The organism is Blastococcus sp. TML/M2B, from assembly GCF_016612865.1.
In the GTDB taxonomy this organism is placed as follows: domain Bacteria; phylum Actinomycetota; class Actinomycetes; order Mycobacteriales; family Geodermatophilaceae; genus Blastococcus.
In genome coordinates, this window is sequence record NZ_JAENZZ010000001.1 from 726,786 (window position 1) to 749,621 (window position 22,836).

Here is a 22,836-nt window from a genome sequence, read left to right on the forward strand (position 1 = left end):
AAGGGAACCGGACAAGGGGAGGGCCTCCAGGAGAGGCGGCGGAGGTCGCCTCCGAGCTGACCCGACGCCCGGTGCGCGACCCCTGCCGCGAGGGTCGGATGCACGGCGCAGAGCAGGCGATCTGGCTCGGGCTCCGCCGCGTCGGGCAGGGGGCCGCTCACAGTTGCGGGACAGCGCCGGGTTCGCACCGGACTTCGCTGCTGCTGCGTCACCGGCGCACGGGCCGGCGGGGGAAAGGTACCAGCGGCGCGGCTAGGGCCGCGCCGCCAGGACGGCGGCGTAGACCTCGACGGTCTGCCGGGCGATCGCCGGCCAGCCGAACTCGGCGAGCACCCGCTCGCGGCCCGCCGCGCCCATGCGCGCCGCCCGGTCGGGGTCGCGCAGCAGCTCGGTCATCCGGGCCGCCAGCTTGCTCGCGAACGCCTCGGGGTCCGCCGGGTCGTAGGGGACCAGCAGCCCGGTGCGGCCGTCGTCGACGACCTCGGGGATGCCGCCCACGGCGCTGGCGACGACGGCGGTGCCGCAGGCCGCGGCCTCCAGGTTGACGATGCCCAGCGGCTCGTAGACCGACGGGACGACGAACACCGTCGCGCCCGAGACCAGCGGGACCAGCTGCTCGCGCGGCAGCATCTGCTCGATCCACACCACGCCCTCGCGGCGGGCCTGCAGCCCGGCGACGGCGTCGGCCACCTGCTCGCGCTCGGCCGGTGTGTCCGCGGCGCCGGCGCACAGCACCAGGCCCACGTCGGGCGGCAGCTGCTCGGCCGCGGCCAGCAGGTGCACCAGCCCCTTCTGGCGGGTGATCCGGCCGACGAACAGCGCGTAGGGCCGGTCGGGGTCGACGCCGAGCGCGCGCACCGTGTCCGGCGCGTCGACGGGGCGGTAGGCCTCGGCGTCCACCCCGTTGCCGACGACGTGCACGCGGGCGGGGTCGAGGTCGGGGTAGACGTCGAGGACGTCGGTGCGCATCCCGGCGCTGACCGCGATGACGGCGTCGGCGGCCAGGTAGGCCGTGCGCTCGGCCCAGGAGGAGAGCCGGTAGCCGCCGGCCAGCTGGTCGGCCTTCCACGGCCGGCGGGGCTCCAGCGAGTGGGCGGTGACCACGTGCGGGGCGCCGTGCACCAGGGCCGCGAGCAGCCCGGCGGTGTTGGCGTACCAGGTGTGGCTGTGCACGAGGTCGGCCCCGCCCAGCGCGGCGGCGATCTCGACGTCGACGCCGAGGGCCTGCAGCGCGCCGTTGGCCCCGGCCAGCCCCGCGGGGACGGCGTGGGCCGTGGCGTCGTCGCGCGGCTCGCCGAAGCAGTGCACGTCGACGTCGACGGTGCTGCCGTCCGCCCCCGCCGGGAGGGCGCGCAGCGCGGCGACCAGGTGCTCGACGTGCACCCCGGCCCCGCCGTAGACGTCCGGTGGCCACTCGCGGGTCACGATGCCGATGCGCACGCCGTCACCGTAAGGGCAGCAGGCCCCGCGCTCCCGGCGGCGGGCGATCCGGCCCCCGGAGGGGTGAGCCGGGGCCGGTGGAGGAGTGGCGGCGGCGGATGCCGGATACGTTGCGGGCATGCGTGGCGGTCCTCGGGTTCTCGGCATCGTCCTGGCGGGCGGTGAGGGGAAGCGGTTGTCGCCGCTCACCCGGGACCGCGCGAAGCCGGCGGTGCCCTTCGGCGGCAACTACCGCCTCATCGACTTCGTGCTCTCCAACCTGGTCAACGGCGACATCCGGCAGATCGCCGTCCTGACCCAGTACAAGAGCCACAGCCTGGACCGGCACATCACCACCACCTGGCGGATGTCGCAGCTGCTGGGCGGCTTCGTGGCCCCGATGCCGGCGCAGCAGCGGCTCGGGCCGCGCTGGTACACCGGCAGCGCGGACGCGATCTACCAGAGCCTCAACCTGATCTACGACGAGCGCCCCGACATCGTCGTCGTCTTCGGCGCCGACCACGTCTACCGCATGGACCCGCGGCAGATGATCGACCAGCACCTGCAGACCGGCGCCGGCGTCACGATCGCGGGGCTGCGCGTGCCGCGCCGCGAGGCCACCGAGTTCGGCGTCATCGACGCGGACGCCGACGGCAAGGTGCGCGGGTTCCTGGAGAAGCCGGCGGACCCGCCGGGGCTGCCGGACTCGCCCGAGGAGAGCTTCGCCTCCATGGGCAACTACGTCTTCACCACCGACGCCCTGCTCGAGGCGCTGCGCACCGACGCCGACCGACGAGAGCTCCGTGCACGACATGGGCGGCTCGATCATGCCGATGCTCGCCGAGCGCGGGGAGGCGTGGGTCTACGACTTCTCGACCAACGTCGTCCCCGGTGCCACCGAGCGCGACCACGGCTACTGGCGCGACGTCGGGACGATCGACTCCTACTACGACGCGCACATGGACCTGGTCTCGGTGACCCCGGTCTTCAACCTCTACAACGACCGCTGGCCGATCTACACCCTGCCGCCGCAGCTGCCGCCGGCCAAGTTCGTGCTGGGCGGCCGGGCCGAGGAGTCGATGGTCAGCGCCGGGGCGATCATCGGCGGCGGCGCGGTGCACGGGTCGGTGATCTCGCCGGGGGTCCGCGTGGAGCGGGGCGCGCGGGTCGAGGGCAGCGTCGTCATGGACGGCGTCGTCATCGGCGAGGGCGCGGTCGTGCGCCGCGCGATCCTCGACAAGAACGTGATCGTGCCGCCGGGTGCGCGGATCGGCGTCGACCTCGACGTGGACCGGGAGCGCTACGACGTCAGCGCCGGCGGCGTGACGGTGCTGGGCAAGGGCGCCCGCGCCCTGCTGTGACCGGGCTGCTGTGACGGAGCTGCTGTGAGGGAGCCGCTGGTCGTCACGCTGCTGCTGGAGGACGCCGCGCAGCAGCGTTTCGACCGGCTGCGGGCGCAGCACTTCCCGCCCGAGCGCAACCACCTCGCGGCGCACGTGACGCTGTTCCACGCGCTGCCGGGCGAGCAGCTCGACGCGGTGCGGCAGGACCTCGCGGCGGCCGCCGATCGCCCGCCGTTCGACGTCGCGGTGACCGGGGTGCGCTTCCTCGGCCGGGGCGTCGCCTACGCGCTGACCGCGCCGGAGCTGACCGCGCTGCGGGCCGGCCTGGCGGCGGCGTGGCGGCCCTGGCTGACGCCGCAGGACCGGCAGGAGCACGCCGCGCACGTCACCGTGCAGAACAAGGTCGCCCCCGAGGTGGCCCGGGCGCTGCACCAGCGGCTGCTCGTGGGAGTTCGCGCCGCACGACGTCGGCGCCCGCGGCCTGGGGCTGTGGCGTTACCTCGGCGGACCGTGGGAGCCGGTCGCCGAGTTCGGGTTCGGCTGAGCCGCCGAGTGCTGGGTTGCGGTCGCCGACACGGGACGGCGCGCCGGCGTGGGCGGCATCAACTCCGCACTCGGCGGGGGTGCGCCCTAGCTGCGCCGGGTCGCGACCAGCAGGCCCTCGCCGATGGGGAGGACGGCCGACAGGAGCCGCTCGTCCTCCTTCACGGCGCGGGCGATCTCCCGCCAGGCGACGGTCTGCGGATCGCGGGCGGCGCGGTCGGCGATCCGCCCGCCGGCGAGCAGGCCGTGGCAGGTGAGCGTGCCCCCGACCCGCACCAGGTCGAGCAGGCCGGGCAGCTGGGCGGCGTACTCCCGCGGCGGGCCCGCGCAGACGACCAGGTCGTAGGCGCCGGGGGAGAGCCGGGGCAGCACCTCGGCGGGGGTGCCGAAGATCAGCCGGGTCCGGCCCGCCGGCACGCCGGCGCCGGCGAACGCGGCGCGGGCGGCGCGCAGCTGCTCGGGGTCGCCGTCCAGGGCGGTGAGGACGCCGTCGGGCCGCATGCCGCGCAGCAGCCACAGGCCGGCCAGCCCGCCGCCGCTGCCGATCGACACCACCGACCGGGCCTCGGCGCCGGAGGCGAGCAGCGCCAGGGTCGCGCCGACGGCGGGCTGCACCGGGGGCGGGCCGGTCAGGCGGGCGGCGCGGTCGCGCGCGTCGGTCATCTCGGCCGTCTCGGTGGCGAAGCGGTCGGCCCAGGCGGCGCCCTCCGAGCCGCTCCCCGGCGGCGGTGGGTGGGCGCTCATCACCGGCCGAGGGTAGTTGCCGGTGACGGCGCGTCGCGCGACCGCCGCCGGGACGCGGGGGAGGGCGGGGGCTGTGAGTTCGCTGGGAACAACGGGGCGGGGGAACACCGCCTGCGGGCCGCCCCGTTGGACCGGACGTGGCCCTGACGCGACCCGTGCCCCGCACGACCCTCCGACGCCGATCCGGTGACCCCGGCCGCCGTCGGGGATACTGGCGCCGTGACCGAGCCGACCCGCCCCGAGGCCGAGGTCTGGGTCGCGCCCACCTGGGAGCAGGTCGTGCGCGAGCACTCGGCCCGCGTGTACCGGCTGGCCTACCGCCTCTCGGGCAACCCGCAGGACGCCGAGGACCTCACCCAGGAGACGTTCGTCCGGGTCTTCCGCTCCCTGGCCGACTTCTCGCCCGGCACCTTCGAGGGCTGGCTGCACCGCATCACCACCAACCTCTTCCTCGACATGGTCCGGCGCCGGCAGCGGATTCGCTTCGACGCGCTGCCCGAGGACACCGAGCGGCTGCCCGGCCGGGCGCCCAGCCCCGAGCAGGTCTACGCCGACACCCACCTCGACCCGCAGATCCAGGCCGCGCTCGACGCGCTGTCGCCCGAGTTCCGCGTCGCCGTCGTCCTCTGCGACATCGAGGGGCTGACCTACGAGGAGATCGACGGCGACCCTGGGCATCAAGCTCGGCACCGTGCGCAGCCGCATCCACCGCGGCCGCGTGCAGCTGCGGCAGGCCCTGGCCCACCTGGCGCCCGGCCGCGTGATCAGCGACGACGACGTCGTCCTCGGGGGAGGTGCCCGATGAGCCTGCCGGAGAGCCACCTGGCGCAGGAGGCGATCGCCGCCCTCGTGGACGGCGAGCTGACCGCCGGCCCGGCCGCCCGCGCCGCCCGGCACCTCGCCGGGTGCCTGCAGTGCCGGATGGCCGTCCAGGCGCAGCGCGAGGCCAAGGACGCCCTGCACGGTTCGCAGGAGGTCGCCGTCCCCGGTGACCTGGTGTCGCGGCTGTGCGCCATCCCGTTCACCGCCGACGTCCCCGGCTCCGGGCCCGGCCCGATGTCCCTCGGCGGCGATGCCGGCCGGTTCACCGTGCGCGACGGCGGCGCCTTCGAGGTCGACCTCGCCCCCGAGGAGCGCCCGCACCGCCCCGACCACGCCCGCTGGCTGCGCCGCGGGCTGGTCGGCACGCTCGCCGGCCTCGGGGCAGGCGTCACCGCGCTGGCCCTCAACCTGCCGCCCGACGTCCCGGTGGCCCCGGGTGGCAGCGCCGACTCCGCCGTCCGCGAGCACACCGACGTCGTCCCGCCGGTGGTGCGGACGTTGAACACCGGGGCGACGCTCCCGTTCGTCGAGCCGGGCGGCACCCCCTGACCGGTTCCGACGACTCCGGCACCCCGCCGGACGCCGCCCCGGAGGAGGCCGCCTTCGCGCGGCCGCCCGGCACCGACGGCTCCTTCGGCGCCGCACCCGACCGGCTCGCGCCGCGCCGGGTGACCGCGCCCGAGCCCGGTCCCGACCAGCAGGCGGCGTTCGGCCGGCCCGGCAGCGTGGCCGGCAGCTTCGCCGGGGACCGCCCGCAGCCGCCGGCCCGTCCCGTCCCTCCGCCGCCCCCCGAGGCGCTGATCCGCGCGTTCGGGCCGCCCGCGCCGGGCCGCCGCGGCCTGCAGGACCCCCCGGCGGGCCGCCCCGGCCGCCGGCGCACCGCGGCCGGGCCGTGGTGGAAGTCCGACGCCCGCAGCGACCCCTGGCGCGATCCGTACGCGCCCGCCGGCCTCGGCGCGCCCGCGGTCTTCCCGGCGGAGCCCGAGGAGCAGCCCGGCCCGATCGTCGTCGACGCGAAGGGCCGGAAGAAGGTCCGGCTGCGGGACGTCTCCGTGCGGCTGTCCGCGCTGGTCCTGCTCGCCGTCCTGCTGGTGGGCGCCGTGGGCGGCGGGGTCGGCTGGTTCCTCACCCGCGCCACCCCCGAGTCGCCCCTGCTCTCGCCGGGCACGACGCTGGCCCAGGTCGATCCGGGCAGTCCTGGCGAGCCCGGGTCGGTCTCCGCGATCGCCGCCGCGGTGACCCCCGCGGTGGTGTCCATCGAGGTGCGCGTCGGCGAGTCCGGCGCGACCGGTTCCGGCGTCGTCATCGACGGCGACGAGGGCTACATCGTCACCAACAACCACGTCGTCTCCGGTGCCCAGGACGTCGACGGCGCCGAGATCCGCGCGGTCTTCTCCGACGGCAGCGGCTCGGCGGCGCGGATCGTCGGCCGCGACCCGGCCAGCGATCTCGCCGTCATCAAGGTCGAGAAGCCCGGCCTGGTCGAGATCGCGCTGGGGACCTCGGAGAGCGTCGTCGTCGGCGAGCCCGTGGTCGCCATCGGCTCGCCGCTCGGGCTGGCCGGCACGGTCACCAGCGGCATCGTCAGCGCGCTGGAGCGCCCGGTCCGGCTGGCCGGCGAGGGCAGCGACACCAACGCCGTCATCAGCGCGGTGCAGACCGACGCCCCGATCAACCCGGGCAACTCCGGCGGCGCGCTGGTCGACGAGACCGGCGCGCTGGTGGGCATCAACACCGCGATCGCCTCGCTCGGGGGCAACGGCACCACCGGCGGCTCGATCGGGCTGGGCTTCGCCATCCCGGTCGACACCGTGAAGGACATCGCCGAGCAGCTCATCTCCACCGGTAGCGCGGTGCACTCCTCGCTGGGCGTGAACGCCCGCTCGGTCACCGACGGCGCCCGCGACGGCGCCCTGGTGCTCAACGTCGAGCCGGGCAGCGCCGCGGCGGACGCGGGCCTGCGCGAGCGGGACGTGATCATCGCGATCGCCGGGAACCCGGTGGGCAGCTCGGAGGAGCTCGTCGTCGCCGTCGACCGGTACGCCCCCGGCGAGGAGGTCACCGTCGAGGTCGTGCGCGACGGGAGCTCGCAGGAGCTGCGGGCCACGCTGGACGCGGCCTGACGCCGCCTACTCTGGAGTCGGCCCGTCCGGGCCGGTGAGGAACGGGAGCGGCGGTGTTCGACTCGATCGGCTGGGGCGAGCTCATCGTCCTGGCGCTCGCCGCGCTGTTCATCTTCGGTCCCGAGCGGCTGCCGCACCTGGCCAAGGACGCCGCGGCCGGGATCAAGAAGCTGCGGACGGCGATCAGCGGCGTGCGCGCCCAGGTGAACGAGACCCTCGGCGACGACCTGCCCGAGCTGCGCGACCTGGACCTGCGCAAGTACCACCCGCGGACGTTCATCCGCAGCCAGCTGTTCGAGGACGACGAGGCGGTCGGCCGGGGGGCCACGGCGACCGCGGCCGCCGCCGCGCCGGCCGCCGCCCGGCCGCGGGACCGGAACGTGCCGCCCCCGTTCGACCCCGACGCGACCTAGCCCGGCCGCCCGGTGATCAGTTCACACCCAGGGTTGCTCGCCGACCGGCGTCGACAACCCTGAGTGCGCGGTGATCTCCGACCTCGCGGTCAGAGGTCACGCTGCCAGCCGTCGACTCAGCGAGTCGACGGTGCCGCCGTCGAGGCCGAGCCAGCGGAGGTACTGCGCCGTTGAGCCGTAGGCAGCGCTCACGTGGTCGAGCATTTCCAGGATGTCGTCCCCGGAGGCTGGATCTGCCGCGTTCGTCCCGCAGGTGCCGGCCGGGGGGAGAGCGTGGTCGGCGGCGATCGCCTGTCGGTCGACCCCGGCCAGGTCGAGCAGCAGGGCTGCGATCATCCCGGTGCGGTCACGGCCCGCCCGGCACGAGATGAGGACCGGTCCGGGCGGCGCGCTGGCCACTGCGCCGAAGATGGCCGCGATGTGTGCGGCGTTGCGCTGCAGGCTGCTGCTGTAGATCTCCCCGAGCGTGCGATACCGGCTGAAGTCTTCCCCTGCCTCGGCGGCGGGGTCGATGAGCGGAAGCCAGCGGTACGCCGGTGAATTGGCCAACGGGTGCGGGCAGGCCACCAGCTCCTCGGACGAGCGGAGGTCGAGGACCACAGCGAACCGGACCGCGTGTGCGGCGGCCAGGTCCTCCTCGCTCAGCCTTGCGGGGGTGTTCGCGCGGATCACGCGGCCCGTCGGAACCTCCGAGCCTCGGGGGGCGGGCAGACCGCCGAGATCGGCGGAGTTCGCGAAGCCGCGCAGGACACCGCGCGAACGGGCGGGCCGGGCGTCCACCCGGCTAGCGGACCGCGGCGTCGGTCTCCGCGGCCTGCTTGAGCCGCTGCAGCGTGCCGAGGATGCCGGCGCGGTTGCGCTCGGGGAACTTCGCGGCGCGGACGATCGCGTCGGTGAGGCCGTCGGCCCGCGAGGCGTCGAAGGTCTCGGTGACCGTCGTCCCGCCGTCGGAGGTGGGGGCGAGCTCGTAGCGCCAGCGGTTGGCGGTGAAGTGCCGCCAGGCGATGAGCCGGCCCTCCTCGAACTCGACGACCCGGTTGGGGATGACGTAGGGGACGCCGAAGAGCTTCATCCGCACGGTGAACGTCTGGCCGGTGCCGGTGAGCCGCTCCGGGGCGCTGAGGACCGCGCCGACCGAGCCGGAGCCGTCGATCCGTGAGTGCTGGCGGGGGTCGGCGAGGATCGCGAAGACGACCTCCGGCGGGGCGTCGACGGTCGTGCTCTCGGAGATCAGCTTCTCGGTCACCCCGGTGCCGGCTACTTCCGGACGGGGGTGAGCCCCAGCGACATGCCCTGCAGGCCGCGCTGCCGGCTGGCCAGCCCGTCGGCGATCTTCTGGAGCGCCACCGCGGCCGGGGACTCCGGCTCGGCGAGGACGATCGGGGCACCGGCGTCGCCGGCCTCGCGCAGGCGGGTGTCGAGCGGGATCTGCCCGAGCACCGGCACGCGGGCACCGAGGGTCTTGGTGAGCGCATCGGAGACCGCCTCGCCGCCGCCGGCGCCGAAGACCTCCATGCGGGAGCCGTCGGGCAGGTCCAGCCACGACATGTTCTCGATGACGCCGACGACCTGCTGGTGGGTCTGCGTCGCGATCGCGCCGGCGCGCTCGGCCACCTCGGCGGCGGCCAGCTGCGGGGTGGTCACGATGAGGATCTCGGCGTTCGGCAGCAGCTGCGCGATGGAGATCGCGACGTCGCCGGTGCCCGGGGGGAGGTCCAGCAGCAGGACGTCCAGGTCGCCCCACCACACGTCGGCGAGGAACTGCTGCAGCGCGCGGTGCAGCATCGGCCCGCGCCACACGACCGGGGTGTTCCCGGGGGTGAACATGCCGATCGAGATGAGCTTCACGCCCATCGCCTGCGGCGGCATGATCATGCTGTCGACCTGGGTCGGCTTCTCGTCGGTGCCGAGCATCCGGGGCACGGAGTGGCCGTAGATGTCGGCGTCGACGACGCCCACGGACAACCCGCGCTTGGCCAGGGCCGCGGCGAGGTTCACCGTCACCGAGGACTTGCCGACGCCGCCCTTGCCGGAGGCGACCGCGTAGACGCGGGTCAGCGAGCCGGGCTGGGCGAAGGGGATGACCGGGTCGGCGACGTCGGTGCCGCGGACGGTCTTGCGCAGCTCGGCACGCTGCTCGTCGTTCATGACGTCCAGGCCGACCTGCACCGAGGTCACGCCGGGGACGGCGCCGACGGCGGTGGTGACCCGGTTGGTGATCGTCTCGCGCATCGGGCAGCCGGCGACGGTCAGGTAGACCTCGACGCGGACCGCGCCGTCCTCGGCGATCTGGACATCCTTGACCATGCCCAGCTCGGTGAGCGGGCGGTTGATCTCGGGGTCCTGGACGGTGGCCAGAGCGGCGGTGATGGCGTCGAGCGCCGGGCTGCCGGTCAGGGTGTCGGACATCGGTGCGTCTGTCTCCTTCGACGGGGGCCCGAGGGTGGCCTGCCGCGACAGGAGCGGGGCCTGCGCACTCGGGACGTCGCCACTGTACGGCGGCCCGGAGGGCGCGCCGTCGCGCGCGGGGGTGATCTGCTGCTCAGGTCGGTGCCATGCTGCGGCGCATGACCAGCGCGAGCGCAGTCCCCGCCCCCGACGAGCCCGCCGCGGAGCGGATCGAGGCGGCCCGCCTGATCCCGGCGACGCCCGCGGAGGTGTTCGCGGTGCTGCGCGATCCGCAGGGCCACGTCGACATCGACGCCTCCGGGATGCTCATGGACGCCGAGGGCGAGCCGGTCTCGGCAGTCGGCGACCGGTTCGTCGTCCACATGGACCGGGAGGCCCTCGGCGACCTGCCGATGGGGGCGGTACGACGTCGAGGTGGTCATCACCGCCTACGAGCCGGACCGGGAGATCGCCTGGACCATCCTCGGCACGATCCGGCCGCCGCTGCAGCACGTCTACGGCTACCGGCTGGAGCCCGCCGACGGCGGCACCCGGGTCGTCTCCTACTGCGACTGGTCGAACCTGCGGGAGGACTACCGGTCGCTGCTCACCTTCCCGATCGTCCCGGAGAGCGCGCTCAAGGGGACCCTCGGCATCCTCGACCGGACGGTGCGCCGGCGCCGGACGCGCGCCGCCTAACCTGGGGCCCCGTGGCCCCGCCCGACCGCTCCCGCACCCTGCGCGACGCCGTCGGGCTCGGCGTCGCCGTCGGCCTCTACGGCATCGCGTTCGGCGCGGCCGCCGACGCCGCGGGACTGGACGCCTGGCAGGCGATGACCCTGTCGCTGCTGATGTTCACCGGTGCCTCGCAGTTCGCGCTGGTCGGCGTGCTCGGCGCCGGGGGCAGCGCGCCGGCGGCGGTGGGCAGCGCGCTGCTGCTGGGCACCCGCAACACCGTCTACGGCGTGCGGATGGCACCGCTGCTGGCCCCGCGCGGCGCGGCCGGGCGGGCGGCTGCGGCGCACCTGGTCATCGACGAGTCGACGGCGATGGCCGTCGCCGCGCCGGACCGCGAGCTCGGCCGGCTGGCGTTCTGGGTCACCGGCGGCACGGTCTACCTCGGCTGGAACGCCATGACCCTGGTCGGCGCGCTCGGCGCCTCCGGCCTGGGCGGCACCGCCGAGGCGGCCCTGGACTCCGTCGTCCCGGCCGCCTTCCTGGCGCTGCTGTGGCCGCGGCTGACCGCGCGCGGCTCGGCCGAGCCGGGCGCGCAGCGGCGGGTCGCGCTCGGGGGCGCGGTGGTGGCGCTGGCGCTGACGCCGTTCGTGCCGGCGGGCGTGCAGGTGATCGTGGCGGTGGTCGCCGTCGCGCTGGCCGGCCGGCCCCGGACGGCGGAGCTGCCGGCATGAGCCCCGACACGCTCTGGCTGGCCGTCGTCGTCGCCTCGGTCGGCTGCTACCTGCTCAAGCTGGCCGGGATGTCGGTGCCCGCGGCGTGGGTGGAGCAGCCCTGGGTGGCCCGCGTCGTGGACTTCGTGCCCGCTGCGCTGCTGGCCGCCCTGGTCGCGGTGCAGGGCCTGACCAGCGACGACCGGCTCGTGGTCGACGGCCGGCTGGCCGGGCTGGCGGTCGCCGCGCTGGCGCTGGCGCTGCGCGCGCCGTTCATCGTGGTGATCGTGCTGGCCGGGGCCACCGGCGCCGGCGTGCACGTGCTGACCGGCTGACCGGACACGGGCCGCGCTAGGCCTGGGCGCCGCCGGCCGCCTCGGCCTGCTCGCGCTCCCGCTTGCGGCGCTTCTTCTCGCGCTTCTCCTGCTCCTCGGCGCTGTCCTCGAGCAGCCGGCTCAGCTCGCCGCGGATGAAGTCGCGGGTGGCCAGCTCGCCGACCGCCACGCGCAGCGAGGCCAGCTCGCGGGCCAGGTACTCGGTGTCGGCGCGGGTCTGCGCGGCGCGGGAGCGGTCCTCCTCGGCCTGCACGCGGTCCCGGTCGGCCTGCCGGTTCTGGGCCAGCAGGATCAGCGGCGCGGCGTACGCGGCCTGGGTGGAGAACGCCAGGTTGAGCAGGATGAACGGGTAGGGGTCCCACCGCCAGGCCACCGCGACGACGTTCAGCGCGATCCAGACGATGACGAAGATCGTCTGCCAGGCCAGGTAGCGGCCGGTGCCCAGGAAGCGCGCGACCGCCTCGGCGCCCGCGCCCACCGCGTCGGGGTTGAGCCGGGGCAGCCAGGAGGCCAGCCGCCGGGGCCCGCCGCTGGGGACGTCGAGCCGCGGGGTCTCAGCCACGACGGGCCCGCTCGCGCCAGTCCTCGGGCAGCAGGTGGTCGAGGACGTCGTCCACGCTCACCGCGCCCACGAGCCGGCCCTGCGCGTCGACCACGGGGGCGGCGACCAGGTTGTAGGTGGCGAAGTAGTGGGTCACCTCGGCCAGCGGCGCCTCGGGGCGCAGCGGGTCGAGGTCGTCGAGGACGCCGCTCACCAGGTTCGAGGGGGGTTCGCGCAGCAGCCGCTGGATGTGCGCCAGGCCCAGGTAGCGGCCGGTGGGCGTGGCCGACGGCGGGCGGCAGACGTACACCTGGCTGGCCAGCGCCGGGGTCAGCTCCGGCTCCCGGACCCGCGCCAGCGCCTCGGCGACGGTGGCGTCCGGCGCCAGGATCACCGGCTCGCTGGTCATGATCCCGCCGGCGGTGTCCTCGGAGTACTTGAGCAGCTGGCGGACCGGCTCGGCCTCGTCGGGCTCCATGAGCTCCAGCAGCCGGTTGCGGTCGACGTTGGACAGCTCCGCCAGCAGGTCCGCGGCGTCGTCGGGGTCCATCTCCTCGAGGACGTCGGCGGCGCGGCGCTCCTCGAGCGTGCCGAGGATGACCACCTGGTCGGCCTCGGGCAGCTCGCCCAGGACGTCGGCCAGGCGCTCGTCGTCCATGGCCTCGGCGACCTCGTGCCGCCGCTTGATCGGCAGCTCCTGCAGCGCGTGCGCCATGTCGGCGGCGTTGAGCTCGCGGTAGGTCGCGATCAGCGTCTCCGCGCCCTGCCCGGTCTGCGCCAGCGCGAGCCCCGAGACCTCGTCCCAGGCGAGGGTGTGCAGCTGCCCGCGGCGGCCCAGCCGGCCCGGCTCCTGCACCGCGAGCCGCGACATCTGCCAGTCGCCGGTGCGGGTCTGCTCGATGCCCGCGTCGACGACGGTCGCCGGCCGGCCGCTCTCCACGATCTGCACCGACCGGTCCAGCAGCTCGCCCAGGACCAGCGTCTCGCCGGCCCGCTGCTCGAAGCGCTTGAGGTTGATCGTGCCCGAGGCCAGCAGCACCGCGCCCTGGTCGATGCCGGTCACCCGGCCCATCGGCACGAAGATCCGCCGGCGTGCGACGACCTCCACGACCAGGCCGAGCACCCGGGGGCAGGCCGTCCCCACCCGCAGGGCGACGACGACGTCGCGCACCTTGCCCACGCGGTCGCCGTTGGGGTCGAACACCGTCAACCCGGCGAGCCGCGAGACGTACGCCCTGCTCACCGTCGTCACGGGGCTGAGGCTACCGTCGGCGCCGTGAACGGCCCGGAGCTGCTGGACTATGAGATCGTCGACGTGTTCGCGCCGCGGGCCTTCGCGGGCAACCCGCTGGCCGTCGTCCTCGACGCGGACGCGCTGAGCACCGAGCAGTGCCAGGCGCTGGCCAACGAGTTCCACCTCTCCGAGACCTCGTTCCTGAGCGCGCCCACCGAGCCCGGCGCGGACTACAAGGTGCGGATCTTCACGCCCTACGCCGAGCTGCCGTTCGCCGGGCACCCCAGCGTCGGGGCGGCGCACACGCTGGTCCGCGCCGGGCGGCTGCCCGCGGGCACGCTGCGCCAGGAGTGCGGCGCCGGCGTGCTCGACGTCGTCGTCGACGGGGACGGCGCGACGCTGTCCGGTGGGACGCCGACGCTGCAGGACGGCCCGGCCGCCGAGGAGCTGGCGCGGGCGATGGGCCTGACCGCCGGCGACGTCACCGGCGTCCCGGTCGAGGTGGCCGGCTGCGGGCTGCCGTTCGCCTACCTGTCCGTGCGCCCCGACGCCGTCGACCGCGCCGTTCCGGACCCGGCCGCGCTGCGCGCCTTCTCCGTGGGGGAAGGCGTCTCGGTGCTGTCCTGGGACGCCGCCACCGCCACCGCCTACGCCCGCGTGTTCGCCGCCGACCTCTCCTGGGGCGAGGACCCGGCGACCGGCTCCGCCGCGCTCGGCACCGGGGTGTGGCTGGTCGAGACCGGCCTGCTCGCCGCCGACGGGACGTCGTCGTACACGGTGCGGCAGGGCGAGGCGATGGGCCGCCCGTCGGTGCTGGAGTGCACGGTGACCGCGGCGGCCGACCGCGCGGTGGCCGCCACGGTGCGCGGCGCGGTCGTGCCCGTGGCGAGCGGCCGGATCCGGGTGCGCCGCTGACGCGCGTCCACCGCGTCGTCCTCGTGGGCGGTCCAGCGGCCCGGCGGTCGGGACGTCGCGCTCATGGGCGTGGCCGTGCTGGGCGTCTCGATGTCCGGGCCGCTCACCGCGCTGGTCGTCGCGCCGGTGCTGGCCGTGGCCTTCTGGCGCAACGCCGCGGGCGCCGCGCTGCTGCTGCCGGTGCTGCTCACCCGCGAGCGCGCCTCGCTGCGGGGGCTGGCGCTGCGGGACCTGCGCAGCTCCGTCGTCGCCGGGCTGTTCCTCGCCGCGCACTTCGCCGCCTGGCTGCCCAGCCTGACGATGACGACGGTCGCCGCGTCCACCGCGCTGGTCACGACCACCCCGATCTGGACGGCGCTGGCCGCCCGGTACGCCGGGGTGCGCCTGCCGGCCGCGGTCTGGTGGGGGCTGTGGCTGTCGGTCCTGGGCGCCGCGCTGATCGCGGGCGTGGACGTCTCGGTGAGCCTGGAGGCGCTGGCCGGCGACGTGCTGGCGCTGCTCGGCGCGATCTTCGCCGGGGGCTACGTGCTGGCCGGCGCCCGCGCGCGTGAGCGGCTGTCCACCTCGGCCTACGCCGTGGTCGCGTACTCGGTGTGCGCGGCCGCCGTCGCCGTCGGGGCGCTGGTGTTCGACGTCCCCCTGCTCGGCATGAGCGGGCGGGACTGGCTGCTCATCGCCGGCATCACGGTCTGCGCCCAGCTGCTCGGGCACACGCTGCTCAACCTGGTGCTCTCCACGGTCGGCCCGACGATGGTCAGCCTGGTGATCCTGCTCGAGGTGCCGGGGGCGACGCTGGTCGCGCTGGCGCTGCTGCAGCAGGCGCCGCCGCTGCTCGCGCTGCCGGGGATGGTCGCCGTCGTCGTGGGTGTCGGCCTCGTGGTGCGTGGCAGCCGGCCGACGACGCTGGTCGAGCCCGCCACCTGACCGGGATGTCACATCCCGCGGCGCTGCGTCGTCCCAGGTGCATGACATCGAAGATCGCAGTCGCGGGCGGGACCGGCGTCGTGGGGCGGCACGTCGTGGACGTGGCCGGGGGGCGCGGGCACGACGTCGTCGTCCTGGCGCGGAGCAGGGGCGTGGACCTCGTCGACGGCACGGGCCTGGACGAGGCGCTGCGGGGGAGCGAGGCCGTCGTCGACGTCACCTCGGTGTCCACCCAGTCCGGCAGGGGGTCGCGGCGCTTCTTCGGGGCGGTCACCACCCACCTGCTCGACGCCGGGGCGCGGGTCGGCGTGGGGCACCACGTCGCGCTCTCCATCGTCGGCATGGACCGCGCGCCCGACGGCTACTACGCGGGTAAGGCCCTCCAGGAGGAACTGGTGACGGCGGGTCCGGTGCCCTGGAGCCTGCTGCGCGCCACCCAGTTCCACGAGTTCGCGGCGCAGATGCACGCCCGGCTTCAGGTCGGCCCCCTGCACCCGGTGCCGGTCATGCGCTCGCAGCCGGTCGCGGCCCGCGAGGTGGCCGAGCGGCTGGTCGCGCTGGTCGAGGCGGGGCCCTCGGGGGCGGGTCCCCGACCTCGCCGGGCCGGAGGTGCTGCGCGTGCCCGACATGGTCCGGCGCTACGCCCGGGCCACCGGCGCGCGGGGCGTCGTCGTCCCCGTGCCGCTGCCCGGCCGGCAGGGACGGGCCTTCCGCGACGGCAGCCTCACCGCGGGCCCCGGGGCCGATCTGGGCACGCAGACCTTCGACCAGTGGCTCGCCGCGCTCCCCGGGTGATCACCGCGCCAGCGCGTGCGGCGACGCCCGTCGCTACGCTCCGTGCAACCGAATCCTGTCCACTCCTACCCGCGGAGGCACTGTGGCCGAGCTCCGATCCCGCCGTTCCAACCTGGCCGTTCCCGGCAGCAACCCCCGGTTCCTCGAGAAGGCCAAGGGCCTCCCCGCGGACCAGGTGTTCCTCGACCTCGAGGACGCGTGCGCGCCGCTGGCCAAGCCCGGAGCCCGCAAGAACATCGTCGCGGCCCTGAACGAGGGCGGCTGGGGCGACAAGATCCGCACCGTCCGCGTCAACGACTGGACGACGGAGTGGACCTTCCAGGACGTGCTCGAGGTCGTCGGCGGCGCCGGCGCGAACCTCGACGCGATCATGCTGCCGAAGGTGCAGGACGCCGCGCAGGTCAAGGCGCTGGACATGCTGCTCACCCAGATCGAGAAGGCCAACGGCCTGGAGATCGGCAAGATCGGCATCGAGGCGCAGATCGAGACCGCGCAGGGCCTGATCAACGTCAACGACATCGCGTTCGCCAGCGACCGCATCGAGACGATCATCTTCGGCCCCGCCGACTTCATGGCCTCGATCAACATGAAGTCGCTGGTCGTCGGTGCGCTGCACCCGGACTACCCCGGCGACCCGTTCCACTACATCCTCATGCAGATCCTCATGGCCGCCCGCGCCCGCGGCGTGCAGGCCATCGACGGCCCCTTCCTGCAGGTGCGCGACGTGCCCGCGTTCGAGGAGGTCGCCAAGCGCTCGGCGATGCTCGGCTTCGACGGCAAGTGGGTCCTGCACCCGGGCCAGATCGACGCCGCCAACGAGATCTACGCGCCGTCGCAGGAGGACTACGACCACGCCGAGCTGATCCTCGACGCCTACGACTGGTCCACCTCGGAGGCCGGTGGCAAGAAGGGCTCGGCGATGCTCGGCGACGAGATGATCGACGAGGCCAGCCGCAAGATGGCGCTGGTCATCGCGGGCAAGGGCCGCGCCGCCGGCATGTCCCGCACCTCGACGTTCACCCCGCCGGAGAGCTGACACCGGCTGTGCCGACGGCCGCCCGGGGGGTCCTCCCCGGGCGGCCGTCGTCGTCCTACCGCCGCCAGAACAGGTGGTGCGTGACGCCGCTCGGGCTCGGGACGACGTCGCAGTGGAAGCGGTCGAGCAGCTCGTCGGGCGACGTCCAGAGCCGGGCGCCCGCGCCGATCTCGAGCGGTGCCACCGCGACGTGCAGGGTGTCGACCAGGTCGGCGTCGAGGAACTCGCGGATCGTCGTCGCCCCGCCGCCGAGCCGGACGTCCCGGCCGTCGGCCGCGTCGCGGGCCCGGGCGAGGACGGTGGCCGGGTCCTCGTCGGTGAAGTGGAACGTCGTATCCGACAGGGTGAACGACGGCCGCAGGTGGTGGGTCAGCACGAAGACCGGCGTGTGGAAAGGCGGCTCGTCGCCCCACCAGCCCCGCCACTCGAGGTCCCGCCACGGACCGCGGTGCGGGCTGAACTTGTGGGCGCCCATGATCTCGGCGCCGATGTTGTTCGCGAAGTCCCGGGCGAGGACGTCGTCGAGACCGCGGCTCCCCCCGGGCTCGCTGCGGTTCGGGAAGCCGGCCGTGGCGAGGAGCCAGGACATCAGCTGCCCCGGGTCGGCGGAGCCGAAGGGCCGCTCCAGGCTCTGGCCCTCGCCCGCCCCGAAGCCGTCCCGCGAGACGGTGAAGTTCTGCACCCTGAGCAGCTGGTCCATCGGATCTCCCGTCGTGGTCGTCGCCCCGTCAGACCGGCGGGACGCCGGGAACTCGTCGGTGGATCAGGAGAACCCGGTGCTGGTCAGCGAGGCGAAGGCGATGACCCAGAAGACGATCACCAGCGCGAACAGCGCGGTCGCGATGCCGCCGACGATGATCCCGGCCAGCGCCAGGCCGTCGCCGCCCTCGTGCGTCTCGCGGATCTGCCGGCGGGCGATGATCCCGGTGATCAGCCCGGCCGGTGCGAAGACGAACGCCAGCACCAGCGACAGGATCGCCAGCGAGTTCGTCGGGCGGCCGTAGCCGTAGCCGGGCGGGTAGGGCGAGCCGTACACCGGCGGGCCGTACTGCGGCGGTGCGTACTGCGGCTGCCCGTGCGGCGGCTGCCCGTACCCGGGCTGCGCGAACGGCTGCTGCCCGTACGGCGGCGGACCCGGGTGGGGGCCGGGCGCGGTCCGCGGGCCGTCGTCGGGGGTGCTCATCGGTTCGTCTCCTGCTCACGGTGCGGGCGGGGGTGGCCGGTGCGGCTACTCCACCACGCGCCGGCCCCCCGGAAGGGCAGACATGGCCATTTCTGCCCTCGTGGGCGGGGGCCTGGCGGGCTAGCCCATACTTTCCGCTGACCATGGACACCGGAGTCCCCGGAGGAGACCGATGACCCGCCTGGCCCAGACCGCGGACCTGACCGACATCCAGCGCGAGATCCTGTCGACGGTGCGCAGCTTCGTCGACCGGGAGATCATCCCGAACGCGCAGGAGCTCGAGCACGGCGACACCTACCCGCAGGAGATCGTCGACGGGCTCAAGGAGCTCGGGATCTTCGGCCTGATGATCCCCGAGGAGTACGGCGGCCTCGGCGAGTCGCTGCTCACCTACGCGCTGGTGGTCGAGGAGATCGCCCGCGGCTGGATGAGCGTCTCCGGCGTCATCAACACCCACTTCATCGTGGCCTACCTGCTGCGCCAGCACGGCACGCAGGAGCAGAAGGACCACTACCTCCCGCGCATGGCCACCGGCGAGGTGCGCGGCGCGTTCTCCATGTCCGAGCCGGGCCTGGGCTCCGACGTCGCGGCCATCCGCACCAAGGCGACCAAGAACGCCGACGGCAACTACACGATCAACGGCCAGAAGATGTGGCTGACCAACGGTGGCAGCTCCACCCTGGTCGCCGCGCTGGTCCGCACCGACGAGGGCGCCGAGCGCGCCCACGAGAACCTCACGACCTTCCTGGTCGAGAAGCCGGCCGGCTTCGGCGAGGTCAAGCCCGGGATCACCATCCCCGGCAAGATCGACAAGATGGGCTACAAGGGCGTCGACACCACCGAGCTGGTGTTCGACGGCTACGAGGCCCAGGCCTCCGACATCCTCGGCGGGGTCCCCGGCAAGGGCTTCTCGCACATGATGGACGGCGTCGAGGTCGGCCGCGTCAACGTCGCCGCCCGCGCCTGCGGCATCTCGATCCGCGCCTTCGAGCTCGCCATCGCCTACGCCCAGCAGCGGGAGACCTTCGGCAAGCCGATCGCCCAGCACCAGGCGATCGCCTTCCAGCTCGCCGAGATGGCGATCAAGGTCGAGGCCGCCCACCTGATGATGGTCAACGCCGCCCGGCTCAAGGACGCCGGCAAGCGCAGCGACGTCGAGTCGGGCATGGCCAAGACCCTGGCCAGCGAGTACTGCGCCGAGGTGACCACGCAGTCGTTCCGCATCCACGGCGGCTACGGCTACTCGAAGGAGTACGAGATCGAGCGGCTCATGCGCGAGGCGCCGTTCCTGCTCATCGGCGAGGGCACCAGCGAGATCCAGAAGACAATCATCAGCCGTGGTCTGCTCAAGGAGTACAAGCTCAAGGGCTGACCTAGCCGCCTCGCGGCCCCCGTCCCGATCACCCAGACGGGGGCCGCGCTGCGTCCGGCGGTGGTGTAGTCAGGAGGCATGCGCGCAGCTGGAGTGACCGAGTTCGGCGGGCCCGAGGCCCTGCACATCGTCGAGGTGGAGCCGGAGCCGCTCGGCCCCGGCCAGGTCCGCCTGAAGGTGGAGGCCGCGGCGGTCAGCCCGACCGACACCCACGCCCGCTCCGGCGCCTACGCCGGGCGCGACCCGGTGAAGAGCCCGCCGTACGTGCCGGGCATGGACCTCGCCGGCGTGGTCACCGAGCTGGGCGAGGGCGTCGACCACCTCGCGGTCGGTGACCTCGCGATGGGCGTCGTCGTCCCCTTCGGGCCGTACGGCGCCTACCGGGAGGACAAGGTGCTGCCGGGGAACTCGGTGGTGCGCGCACCGAAGGGGGCGACCGCCGTGGAGGCGTCCACGCTGCCGATGAACGGGCTGACCGCCCGCCTGTCGCTGGACCTCTTGGGGCTGCAGCCGGGCCAGGTGCTGGCGGTGACCGGTGCGGCGGGCGCGTACGGCGGCTACGTCGTCCAGCTGGCGAAGGCCGACGGGCTCACCGTCGTCGCCGACGCCTCCGAGGCCGACGAGGAGCTGGTGCGCGGGTTCGGTGCCGACGTCGTCGTCCGGCGTGGGGACGACGTCGCCGAGCGCATCCGCGAGCACTTCCCCGAGGGCGTCGACGGGCTGGCCGACGGCTCGGTGCAGGACGCGCTCGTGCTGCCGGCGGTCAAGCAGGGTGGCGCGGTGGCGACCGTCCGCGGGTACCGGGGCGACGGCGGCGGCCGCGAGGACCTCCGCTTCTTCCCGACGCTGGTGCGCAAGGTGGCCGAGGACCGCGCGGCCCTGGACCGGCTGCGCGAGCAGGTGGAGGAGGGCGTGCTCACCCTGCGGGTGGCGCAGACCTTCCCGGCGGAGCGGGCCGCAGACGCGCACCGGATGCTCGAGGCCGGTGGCGTCCGCGGCCGGCTGGTGCTGACCTTCTAGCCGCGGGGGTCAGCCGCGGCGGGCCTGGACGGGGAGCCAGACGGCCAGGCCCATGATCAGCATCGCCAGGGGCACGTGCACGGCGACGGCCGCGGAGGAGTCCGCGAGCCCGAGCAGCATCTCGACGACCAGGAGCACGAACAGCAGGGCCGTCGCGACGACGACGGGTGTCCGGTGCCGCAGCCAGACGAACGCCGCGACCGTGGCCAGGGCGGCGAGCGCGACGGTGGCCTCCGCGCCGTGCTTGTGCACGTCGTACCAGGTGCCCGGGTCATCGGTCCCGCCGAGGAAGAGGCCTGCCCAGAGGCCCTGGAGGAGCACGCCGAGGGTGGTCAGCCCGACCAGCGCGCTGTGCGCCGGGTGGGCGCGGCGGGCGGGGGCGGCGGTGGTCGTGGCGTCGGCCATGGTGGTGCTCCTCGGTCGGGGGTGATCACGGGCAGTCTGCCGGTGCGAGGATGACCGCCGTGCCCGACTCCCCGACGCCCGGCGCGCCATCGGTGCCCGGCCTGCGGCAGCGGGCGCGGATGCTGCTGCCCGTCGTCGTCCCGCTGATGATCCACCTGCTGATCCGCATCGGGCAGACCTCGCGGGCCAGCCTCGTCGTCGCCGGCGTGCTGCTGGCCGCGCTGGCGGTGGGCAGCCTGCTGTGGGTGCGCGGCCGCGCCGCGGAGGAGCCCGGCACCTGAACCCCGGTGTGGACCCCGGGTGTGAGCCGTGCCATGGTCGCCGGGTGAACGGCGCACAGGCACTGATCCGGACCCTGGTCGACGCGGGCGTGGACGTCTGCTTCTCGAACCCGGGCACCTCCGAGATGCACTTCGTCGCGGCGCTGGACGACGTGCCCGAGATGCGCGGGGTGCTGACCCTCTTCGAGGGCGTCGCGACCGGCGCCGCCGACGGGTACGCGCGGATGACCGGGGGCCCGGCGGCCACGCTGCTGCACCTGGGCCCGGGCCTCGGCAACGGCCTGGCGAACCTGCACAACGCCCGGCGCGGCAGGGCGCCGCTGGTCAACGTCGTCGGTGACCACGCCCGTTCGCACAAGCGCTTGGACGCCCCGCTCGAGTCCGACATCGACGCGATCGCCGGCACCGTCTCGGGCTGGGTCCGCCGCTCGCTGTCGCCGGCCGACGTCGCCGGTGACGCCGCGGAGGCCGTGGCGATGGCCAAGAAAGACCGGCATCGCCACGCTGATCCTCCCCGCCGACGTGTCGTGGGAGGAGGGCGCCGAGCCCGCCGTGCCGCTGAACGTGCGGCCGCGGCCGCACGCCGCGCCGGCGCTGATCGAGCGCATCGCCGAGGTCGTGGCCACCGGCGAGGAGACGGTGCTCTTCCTCGGCGGCGACGTCCTGGCCTCGCCCGAGGGGCAGCTGGCCGCGGCGCGGGTCGCCGCCGGCACCGGCGTGCGGCTGCTCGCCGAGACCTTCACCGCCCGCACCGCGCGAGGCGGGGGCCTGCCGCACCTGAACCGGCTGCCGTACCCGCCGCAGCTGGCCATCCCGGCACTGGCCGGGACCAAGCACCTGGTGCTCGCCGGCGCCACCGCGCCAGTGCACTTCTTCGGCTACCCCGGGCTGCCCGGCCACCCGGTGCCCGAGGACTGCACGGTGCACGTGCTCAGCCAGCCCGGTGAGGACGGCGTCGCGGCGATCGAGGCGCTGGCCGAGCTGGCCGCCCCCGGGGCCGAGCCGGCGCGGCAGGAGCTGGAGCGCCCGGAGCTGCCCAGCGGCCCGCTGAACCCGCGGGCTATGTCAGCGGTCATCGGCGCCCTGCTGCCGGAGGACGCGATCATCGTCGACGAGGCGCTCACCTCGGGCGTCGGCCTGACGGAGATGACCTCGGCCGGGCCGCGGCACGACTGGCTCTCGCTCACCGGCGGTGCGATCGGCGACGGGCTGCCCATGTCGCTGGGTGCCGCGGTGGCCTGCCCCGACCGGCCGGTCATCGGCATCCAGGGCGACGGCAGCGCGATGTACACCATCTCGGCGCTGTGGAGCTTCGCCCGCGAGCAGGCCGACATCACCACGATCATCTGCGACAACAGCTCCTACGCGATCCTGCAGCACGAGCTGGTCAACGTCGGCGCGGCGACGGACGGGAAGCGGGCGCGCCAGCTCCTCGACCTGGGCGGCCCGGCGCTGGACTTCGTCTCCATCGCGCAGGGCATGGGGGTGCCGGCCTCGCGGGCGACCACCGCCGAGGAGCTGGCCGAGCAGGTCCGGCACGCGCTGGCCGAGCCCGGCCCGCACGTCGTCGTCGCCACCCTGCGGTAGCCCGCGCGGGGCCTTCGCCGGCTAC

27 protein-coding genes and 3 pseudogenes are annotated in these 22,836 nt (G+C 74.8%); 18 read left to right on the plus strand and 12 right to left on the minus strand.

The annotated features are described in order from the left end of the window. Nucleotides 1–252 precede the first annotated feature (252 nt). Nucleotides 253–1,440, minus strand: a complete 1,188-nt coding sequence (gene glgA / locus JKP75_RS03510; RefSeq protein WP_200489167.1) for a glycogen synthase — start codon at nucleotides 1,438–1,440, stop codon at nucleotides 253–255. Nucleotides 1,441–1,558: 118 nt separating this feature from the next. On the opposite strand from glgA, the pseudogene JKP75_RS22435 reads away from it, so the two are divergent. The 3 genes and pseudogenes from JKP75_RS22435 to JKP75_RS20380 form a co-directional block, all read left to right on the plus strand. Next, nucleotides 1,559–2,146 (plus strand): annotated as a pseudogene (locus JKP75_RS22435) (sugar phosphate nucleotidyltransferase); the annotation flags it as partial. Between the two features lie 85 nt (nucleotides 2,147–2,231). Continuing rightward, a complete protein-coding gene (locus tag JKP75_RS22440) occupies nucleotides 2,232–2,780 on the plus strand; it encodes a hypothetical protein (protein WP_255523272.1) in 549 nt (182 codons plus the stop codon). Nucleotides 2,781–2,804: 24 nt separating this feature from the next. Further along, nucleotides 2,805–3,158 (plus strand): annotated as a pseudogene (locus tag JKP75_RS20380) (2'-5' RNA ligase family protein); the annotation flags it as partial. A gap of 234 nt (nucleotides 3,159–3,392) precedes the next feature. Here JKP75_RS20380 and JKP75_RS03525 read toward each other — a convergent pair. Further along, complete coding sequence (locus tag JKP75_RS03525; RefSeq protein ID WP_200491201.1) at nucleotides 3,393–4,049, minus strand: O-methyltransferase; 657 nt, start codon at nucleotides 4,047–4,049, stop codon at nucleotides 3,393–3,395. Nucleotides 4,050–4,268: 219 nt separating this feature from the next. Here JKP75_RS03525 and sigE point away from each other — a divergent pair, with 219 nt between their 5' ends. The 3 genes from sigE to JKP75_RS03545 all read left to right on the plus strand — a co-directional run bounded on the left by sigE (nucleotide 4,269) and on the right by JKP75_RS03545 (nucleotide 7,407). Then, nucleotides 4,269–5,420, plus strand: coding sequence for an RNA polymerase sigma factor SigE (sigE, locus tag JKP75_RS23655; RefSeq protein WP_309229486.1), 1,152 nt, complete (start codon nucleotides 4,269–4,271; stop codon nucleotides 5,418–5,420). 119 nt (nucleotides 5,421–5,539) lie between these two features. Beyond that, entirely contained in the window at nucleotides 5,540–6,994 is a 1,455-nt protein-coding gene (locus JKP75_RS03540; RefSeq protein WP_309229487.1) for a trypsin-like peptidase domain-containing protein, read from the plus strand. 53 nt (nucleotides 6,995–7,047) lie between these two features. Next, a complete protein-coding gene (locus JKP75_RS03545; RefSeq protein WP_200489162.1) occupies nucleotides 7,048–7,407 on the plus strand; it encodes a twin-arginine translocase TatA/TatE family subunit in 360 nt (119 codons plus the stop codon). A gap of 96 nt (nucleotides 7,408–7,503) precedes the next feature. Here JKP75_RS03545 and JKP75_RS03550 read toward each other — a convergent pair whose 3' ends face one another. The 4 genes from JKP75_RS03550 to JKP75_RS03565 form a co-directional block, all read right to left on the minus strand. Then, the gene (locus JKP75_RS03550) at nucleotides 7,504–8,187 is read right to left on the minus strand and encodes a tyrosine-protein phosphatase (RefSeq protein WP_200489161.1); all 684 of its coding nucleotides are present in this window, start codon (nucleotides 8,185–8,187) and stop codon (nucleotides 7,504–7,506) included. Nucleotides 8,188–8,191: 4 nt separating this feature from the next. Next, complete coding sequence (locus tag JKP75_RS03555; protein WP_200492768.1) at nucleotides 8,192–8,653, minus strand: SRPBCC family protein; 462 nt, start codon at nucleotides 8,651–8,653, stop codon at nucleotides 8,192–8,194. A gap of 11 nt (nucleotides 8,654–8,664) precedes the next feature. Then, nucleotides 8,665–9,816: an Mrp/NBP35 family ATP-binding protein gene (locus tag JKP75_RS03560; protein ID WP_200489159.1), complete on the minus strand. Its 1,152-nt coding sequence runs from the start codon at nucleotides 9,814–9,816 to the stop codon at nucleotides 8,665–8,667. Nucleotides 9,817–9,949: 133 nt separating this feature from the next. After that, nucleotides 9,950–10,126, minus strand: a complete 177-nt coding sequence (locus tag JKP75_RS03565) for a hypothetical protein (RefSeq protein ID WP_200489158.1) — start codon at nucleotides 10,124–10,126, stop codon at nucleotides 9,950–9,952. Between the two features lie 104 nt (nucleotides 10,127–10,230). On the opposite strand from JKP75_RS03565, the gene JKP75_RS03570 reads away from it, so the two are divergent. From JKP75_RS03570 to JKP75_RS03580, 3 genes are read left to right on the plus strand one after another with little or no spacing between them, the layout of a single operon-like run. After that, complete coding sequence (locus JKP75_RS03570; RefSeq protein WP_242472759.1) at nucleotides 10,231–10,494, plus strand: hypothetical protein; 264 nt, start codon at nucleotides 10,231–10,233, stop codon at nucleotides 10,492–10,494. 11 nt (nucleotides 10,495–10,505) lie between these two features. Continuing rightward, nucleotides 10,506–11,204 carry an AzlC family ABC transporter permease gene (locus tag JKP75_RS03575; protein WP_200489157.1) on the plus strand — a complete coding sequence of 233 codons (699 nt, stop codon included), beginning with the start codon at nucleotides 10,506–10,508 and terminating at the stop codon, nucleotides 11,202–11,204. Then, nucleotides 11,201–11,518: an AzlD domain-containing protein gene (locus JKP75_RS03580; protein WP_200489156.1), complete on the plus strand. Its 318-nt coding sequence runs from the start codon at nucleotides 11,201–11,203 to the stop codon at nucleotides 11,516–11,518. Before JKP75_RS03575 ends, JKP75_RS03580 begins: the two co-directional genes overlap by 4 nt. A 16-nt stretch (nucleotides 11,519–11,534) precedes the next feature. Here JKP75_RS03580 and JKP75_RS03585 read toward each other — a convergent pair whose 3' ends face one another. Together JKP75_RS03585 and JKP75_RS03590 are read right to left on the minus strand one after the other, a co-directional pair. Then, nucleotides 11,535–12,080: a DUF1003 domain-containing protein gene (locus JKP75_RS03585; protein ID WP_200489155.1), complete on the minus strand. Its 546-nt coding sequence runs from the start codon at nucleotides 12,078–12,080 to the stop codon at nucleotides 11,535–11,537. Next, nucleotides 12,073–13,311: a magnesium transporter MgtE N-terminal domain-containing protein gene (locus tag JKP75_RS03590; RefSeq protein ID WP_200489154.1), complete on the minus strand. Its 1,239-nt coding sequence runs from the start codon at nucleotides 13,309–13,311 to the stop codon at nucleotides 12,073–12,075. The genes JKP75_RS03585 and JKP75_RS03590 overlap by 8 nt, the downstream gene beginning before the upstream one ends. A gap of 24 nt (nucleotides 13,312–13,335) precedes the next feature. Here JKP75_RS03590 and JKP75_RS03595 point away from each other — a divergent pair, with 24 nt between their 5' ends. Further along, a complete protein-coding gene (locus tag JKP75_RS03595; protein ID WP_200489153.1) occupies nucleotides 13,336–14,208 on the plus strand; it encodes a PhzF family phenazine biosynthesis protein in 873 nt (290 codons plus the stop codon). A gap of 63 nt (nucleotides 14,209–14,271) precedes the next feature. Further along, a complete protein-coding gene (locus JKP75_RS03600) occupies nucleotides 14,272–15,132 on the plus strand; it encodes a DMT family transporter (RefSeq protein WP_200489152.1) in 861 nt (286 codons plus the stop codon). An 8-nt stretch (nucleotides 15,133–15,140) separates the two neighbouring features. Here JKP75_RS03600 and JKP75_RS03605 read toward each other — a convergent pair whose 3' ends face one another. Beyond that, nucleotides 15,141–15,449: a hypothetical protein gene (locus JKP75_RS03605; protein ID WP_200492769.1), complete on the minus strand. Its 309-nt coding sequence runs from the start codon at nucleotides 15,447–15,449 to the stop codon at nucleotides 15,141–15,143. Nucleotides 15,450–15,750: 301 nt separating this feature from the next. Here JKP75_RS03605 and JKP75_RS03610 point away from each other — a divergent pair, with 301 nt between their 5' ends. After that, complete coding sequence (locus JKP75_RS03610; RefSeq protein ID WP_200492770.1) at nucleotides 15,751–15,927, plus strand: hypothetical protein; 177 nt, start codon at nucleotides 15,751–15,753, stop codon at nucleotides 15,925–15,927. A gap of 82 nt (nucleotides 15,928–16,009) precedes the next feature. Next, nucleotides 16,010–16,963, plus strand: a complete 954-nt coding sequence (locus JKP75_RS03615) for a CoA ester lyase (RefSeq protein WP_200489150.1) — start codon at nucleotides 16,010–16,012, stop codon at nucleotides 16,961–16,963. A 55-nt stretch (nucleotides 16,964–17,018) separates the two neighbouring features. Here JKP75_RS03615 and JKP75_RS03620 read toward each other — a convergent pair whose 3' ends face one another. Together JKP75_RS03620 and JKP75_RS03625 are read right to left on the minus strand one after the other, a co-directional pair. Then, nucleotides 17,019–17,663: a dihydrofolate reductase family protein gene (locus tag JKP75_RS03620; protein ID WP_200489149.1), complete on the minus strand. Its 645-nt coding sequence runs from the start codon at nucleotides 17,661–17,663 to the stop codon at nucleotides 17,019–17,021. A 63-nt stretch (nucleotides 17,664–17,726) separates the two neighbouring features. Continuing rightward, the gene (locus tag JKP75_RS03625) at nucleotides 17,727–18,146 is read right to left on the minus strand and encodes a DUF4190 domain-containing protein (protein ID WP_200489148.1); all 420 of its coding nucleotides are present in this window, start codon (nucleotides 18,144–18,146) and stop codon (nucleotides 17,727–17,729) included. Between the two features lie 172 nt (nucleotides 18,147–18,318). Here JKP75_RS03625 and JKP75_RS03630 point away from each other — a divergent pair, with 172 nt between their 5' ends. Both JKP75_RS03630 and JKP75_RS03635 read left to right on the plus strand, forming a co-directional pair. Beyond that, a complete protein-coding gene (locus JKP75_RS03630) occupies nucleotides 18,319–19,518 on the plus strand; it encodes an acyl-CoA dehydrogenase family protein (RefSeq protein WP_200492771.1) in 1,200 nt (399 codons plus the stop codon). Nucleotides 19,519–19,596: 78 nt separating this feature from the next. After that, on the plus strand, nucleotides 19,597–20,538 hold the full coding sequence (locus tag JKP75_RS03635; protein WP_200489147.1) for an NADP-dependent oxidoreductase: 942 nt from the start codon (nucleotides 19,597–19,599) through the stop codon (nucleotides 20,536–20,538). A 9-nt stretch (nucleotides 20,539–20,547) separates the two neighbouring features. Here JKP75_RS03635 and JKP75_RS03640 read toward each other — a convergent pair whose 3' ends face one another. Beyond that, a complete protein-coding gene (locus JKP75_RS03640) occupies nucleotides 20,548–20,943 on the minus strand; it encodes a hypothetical protein (RefSeq protein ID WP_200489146.1) in 396 nt (131 codons plus the stop codon). A 59-nt stretch (nucleotides 20,944–21,002) separates the two neighbouring features. Between JKP75_RS03640 and JKP75_RS03645 the strand changes: the two genes are divergently transcribed. The 3 genes and pseudogenes from JKP75_RS03645 (at nucleotide 21,003) to JKP75_RS03650 (ending at nucleotide 22,811) form a co-directional block, all read left to right on the plus strand. Continuing rightward, a complete protein-coding gene (locus tag JKP75_RS03645) occupies nucleotides 21,003–21,224 on the plus strand; it encodes a hypothetical protein (protein ID WP_200489145.1) in 222 nt (73 codons plus the stop codon). 89 nt (nucleotides 21,225–21,313) lie between these two features. Next, a pseudogene (locus JKP75_RS24325) lies at nucleotides 21,314–21,526 on the plus strand (thiamine pyrophosphate-binding protein); the annotation flags it as partial. A gap of 151 nt (nucleotides 21,527–21,677) precedes the next feature. Further along, nucleotides 21,678–22,811: an acetolactate synthase large subunit gene (locus JKP75_RS03650; protein ID WP_309229489.1), complete on the plus strand. Its 1,134-nt coding sequence runs from the start codon at nucleotides 21,678–21,680 to the stop codon at nucleotides 22,809–22,811. Nucleotides 22,812–22,836 lie beyond the last annotated feature (25 nt).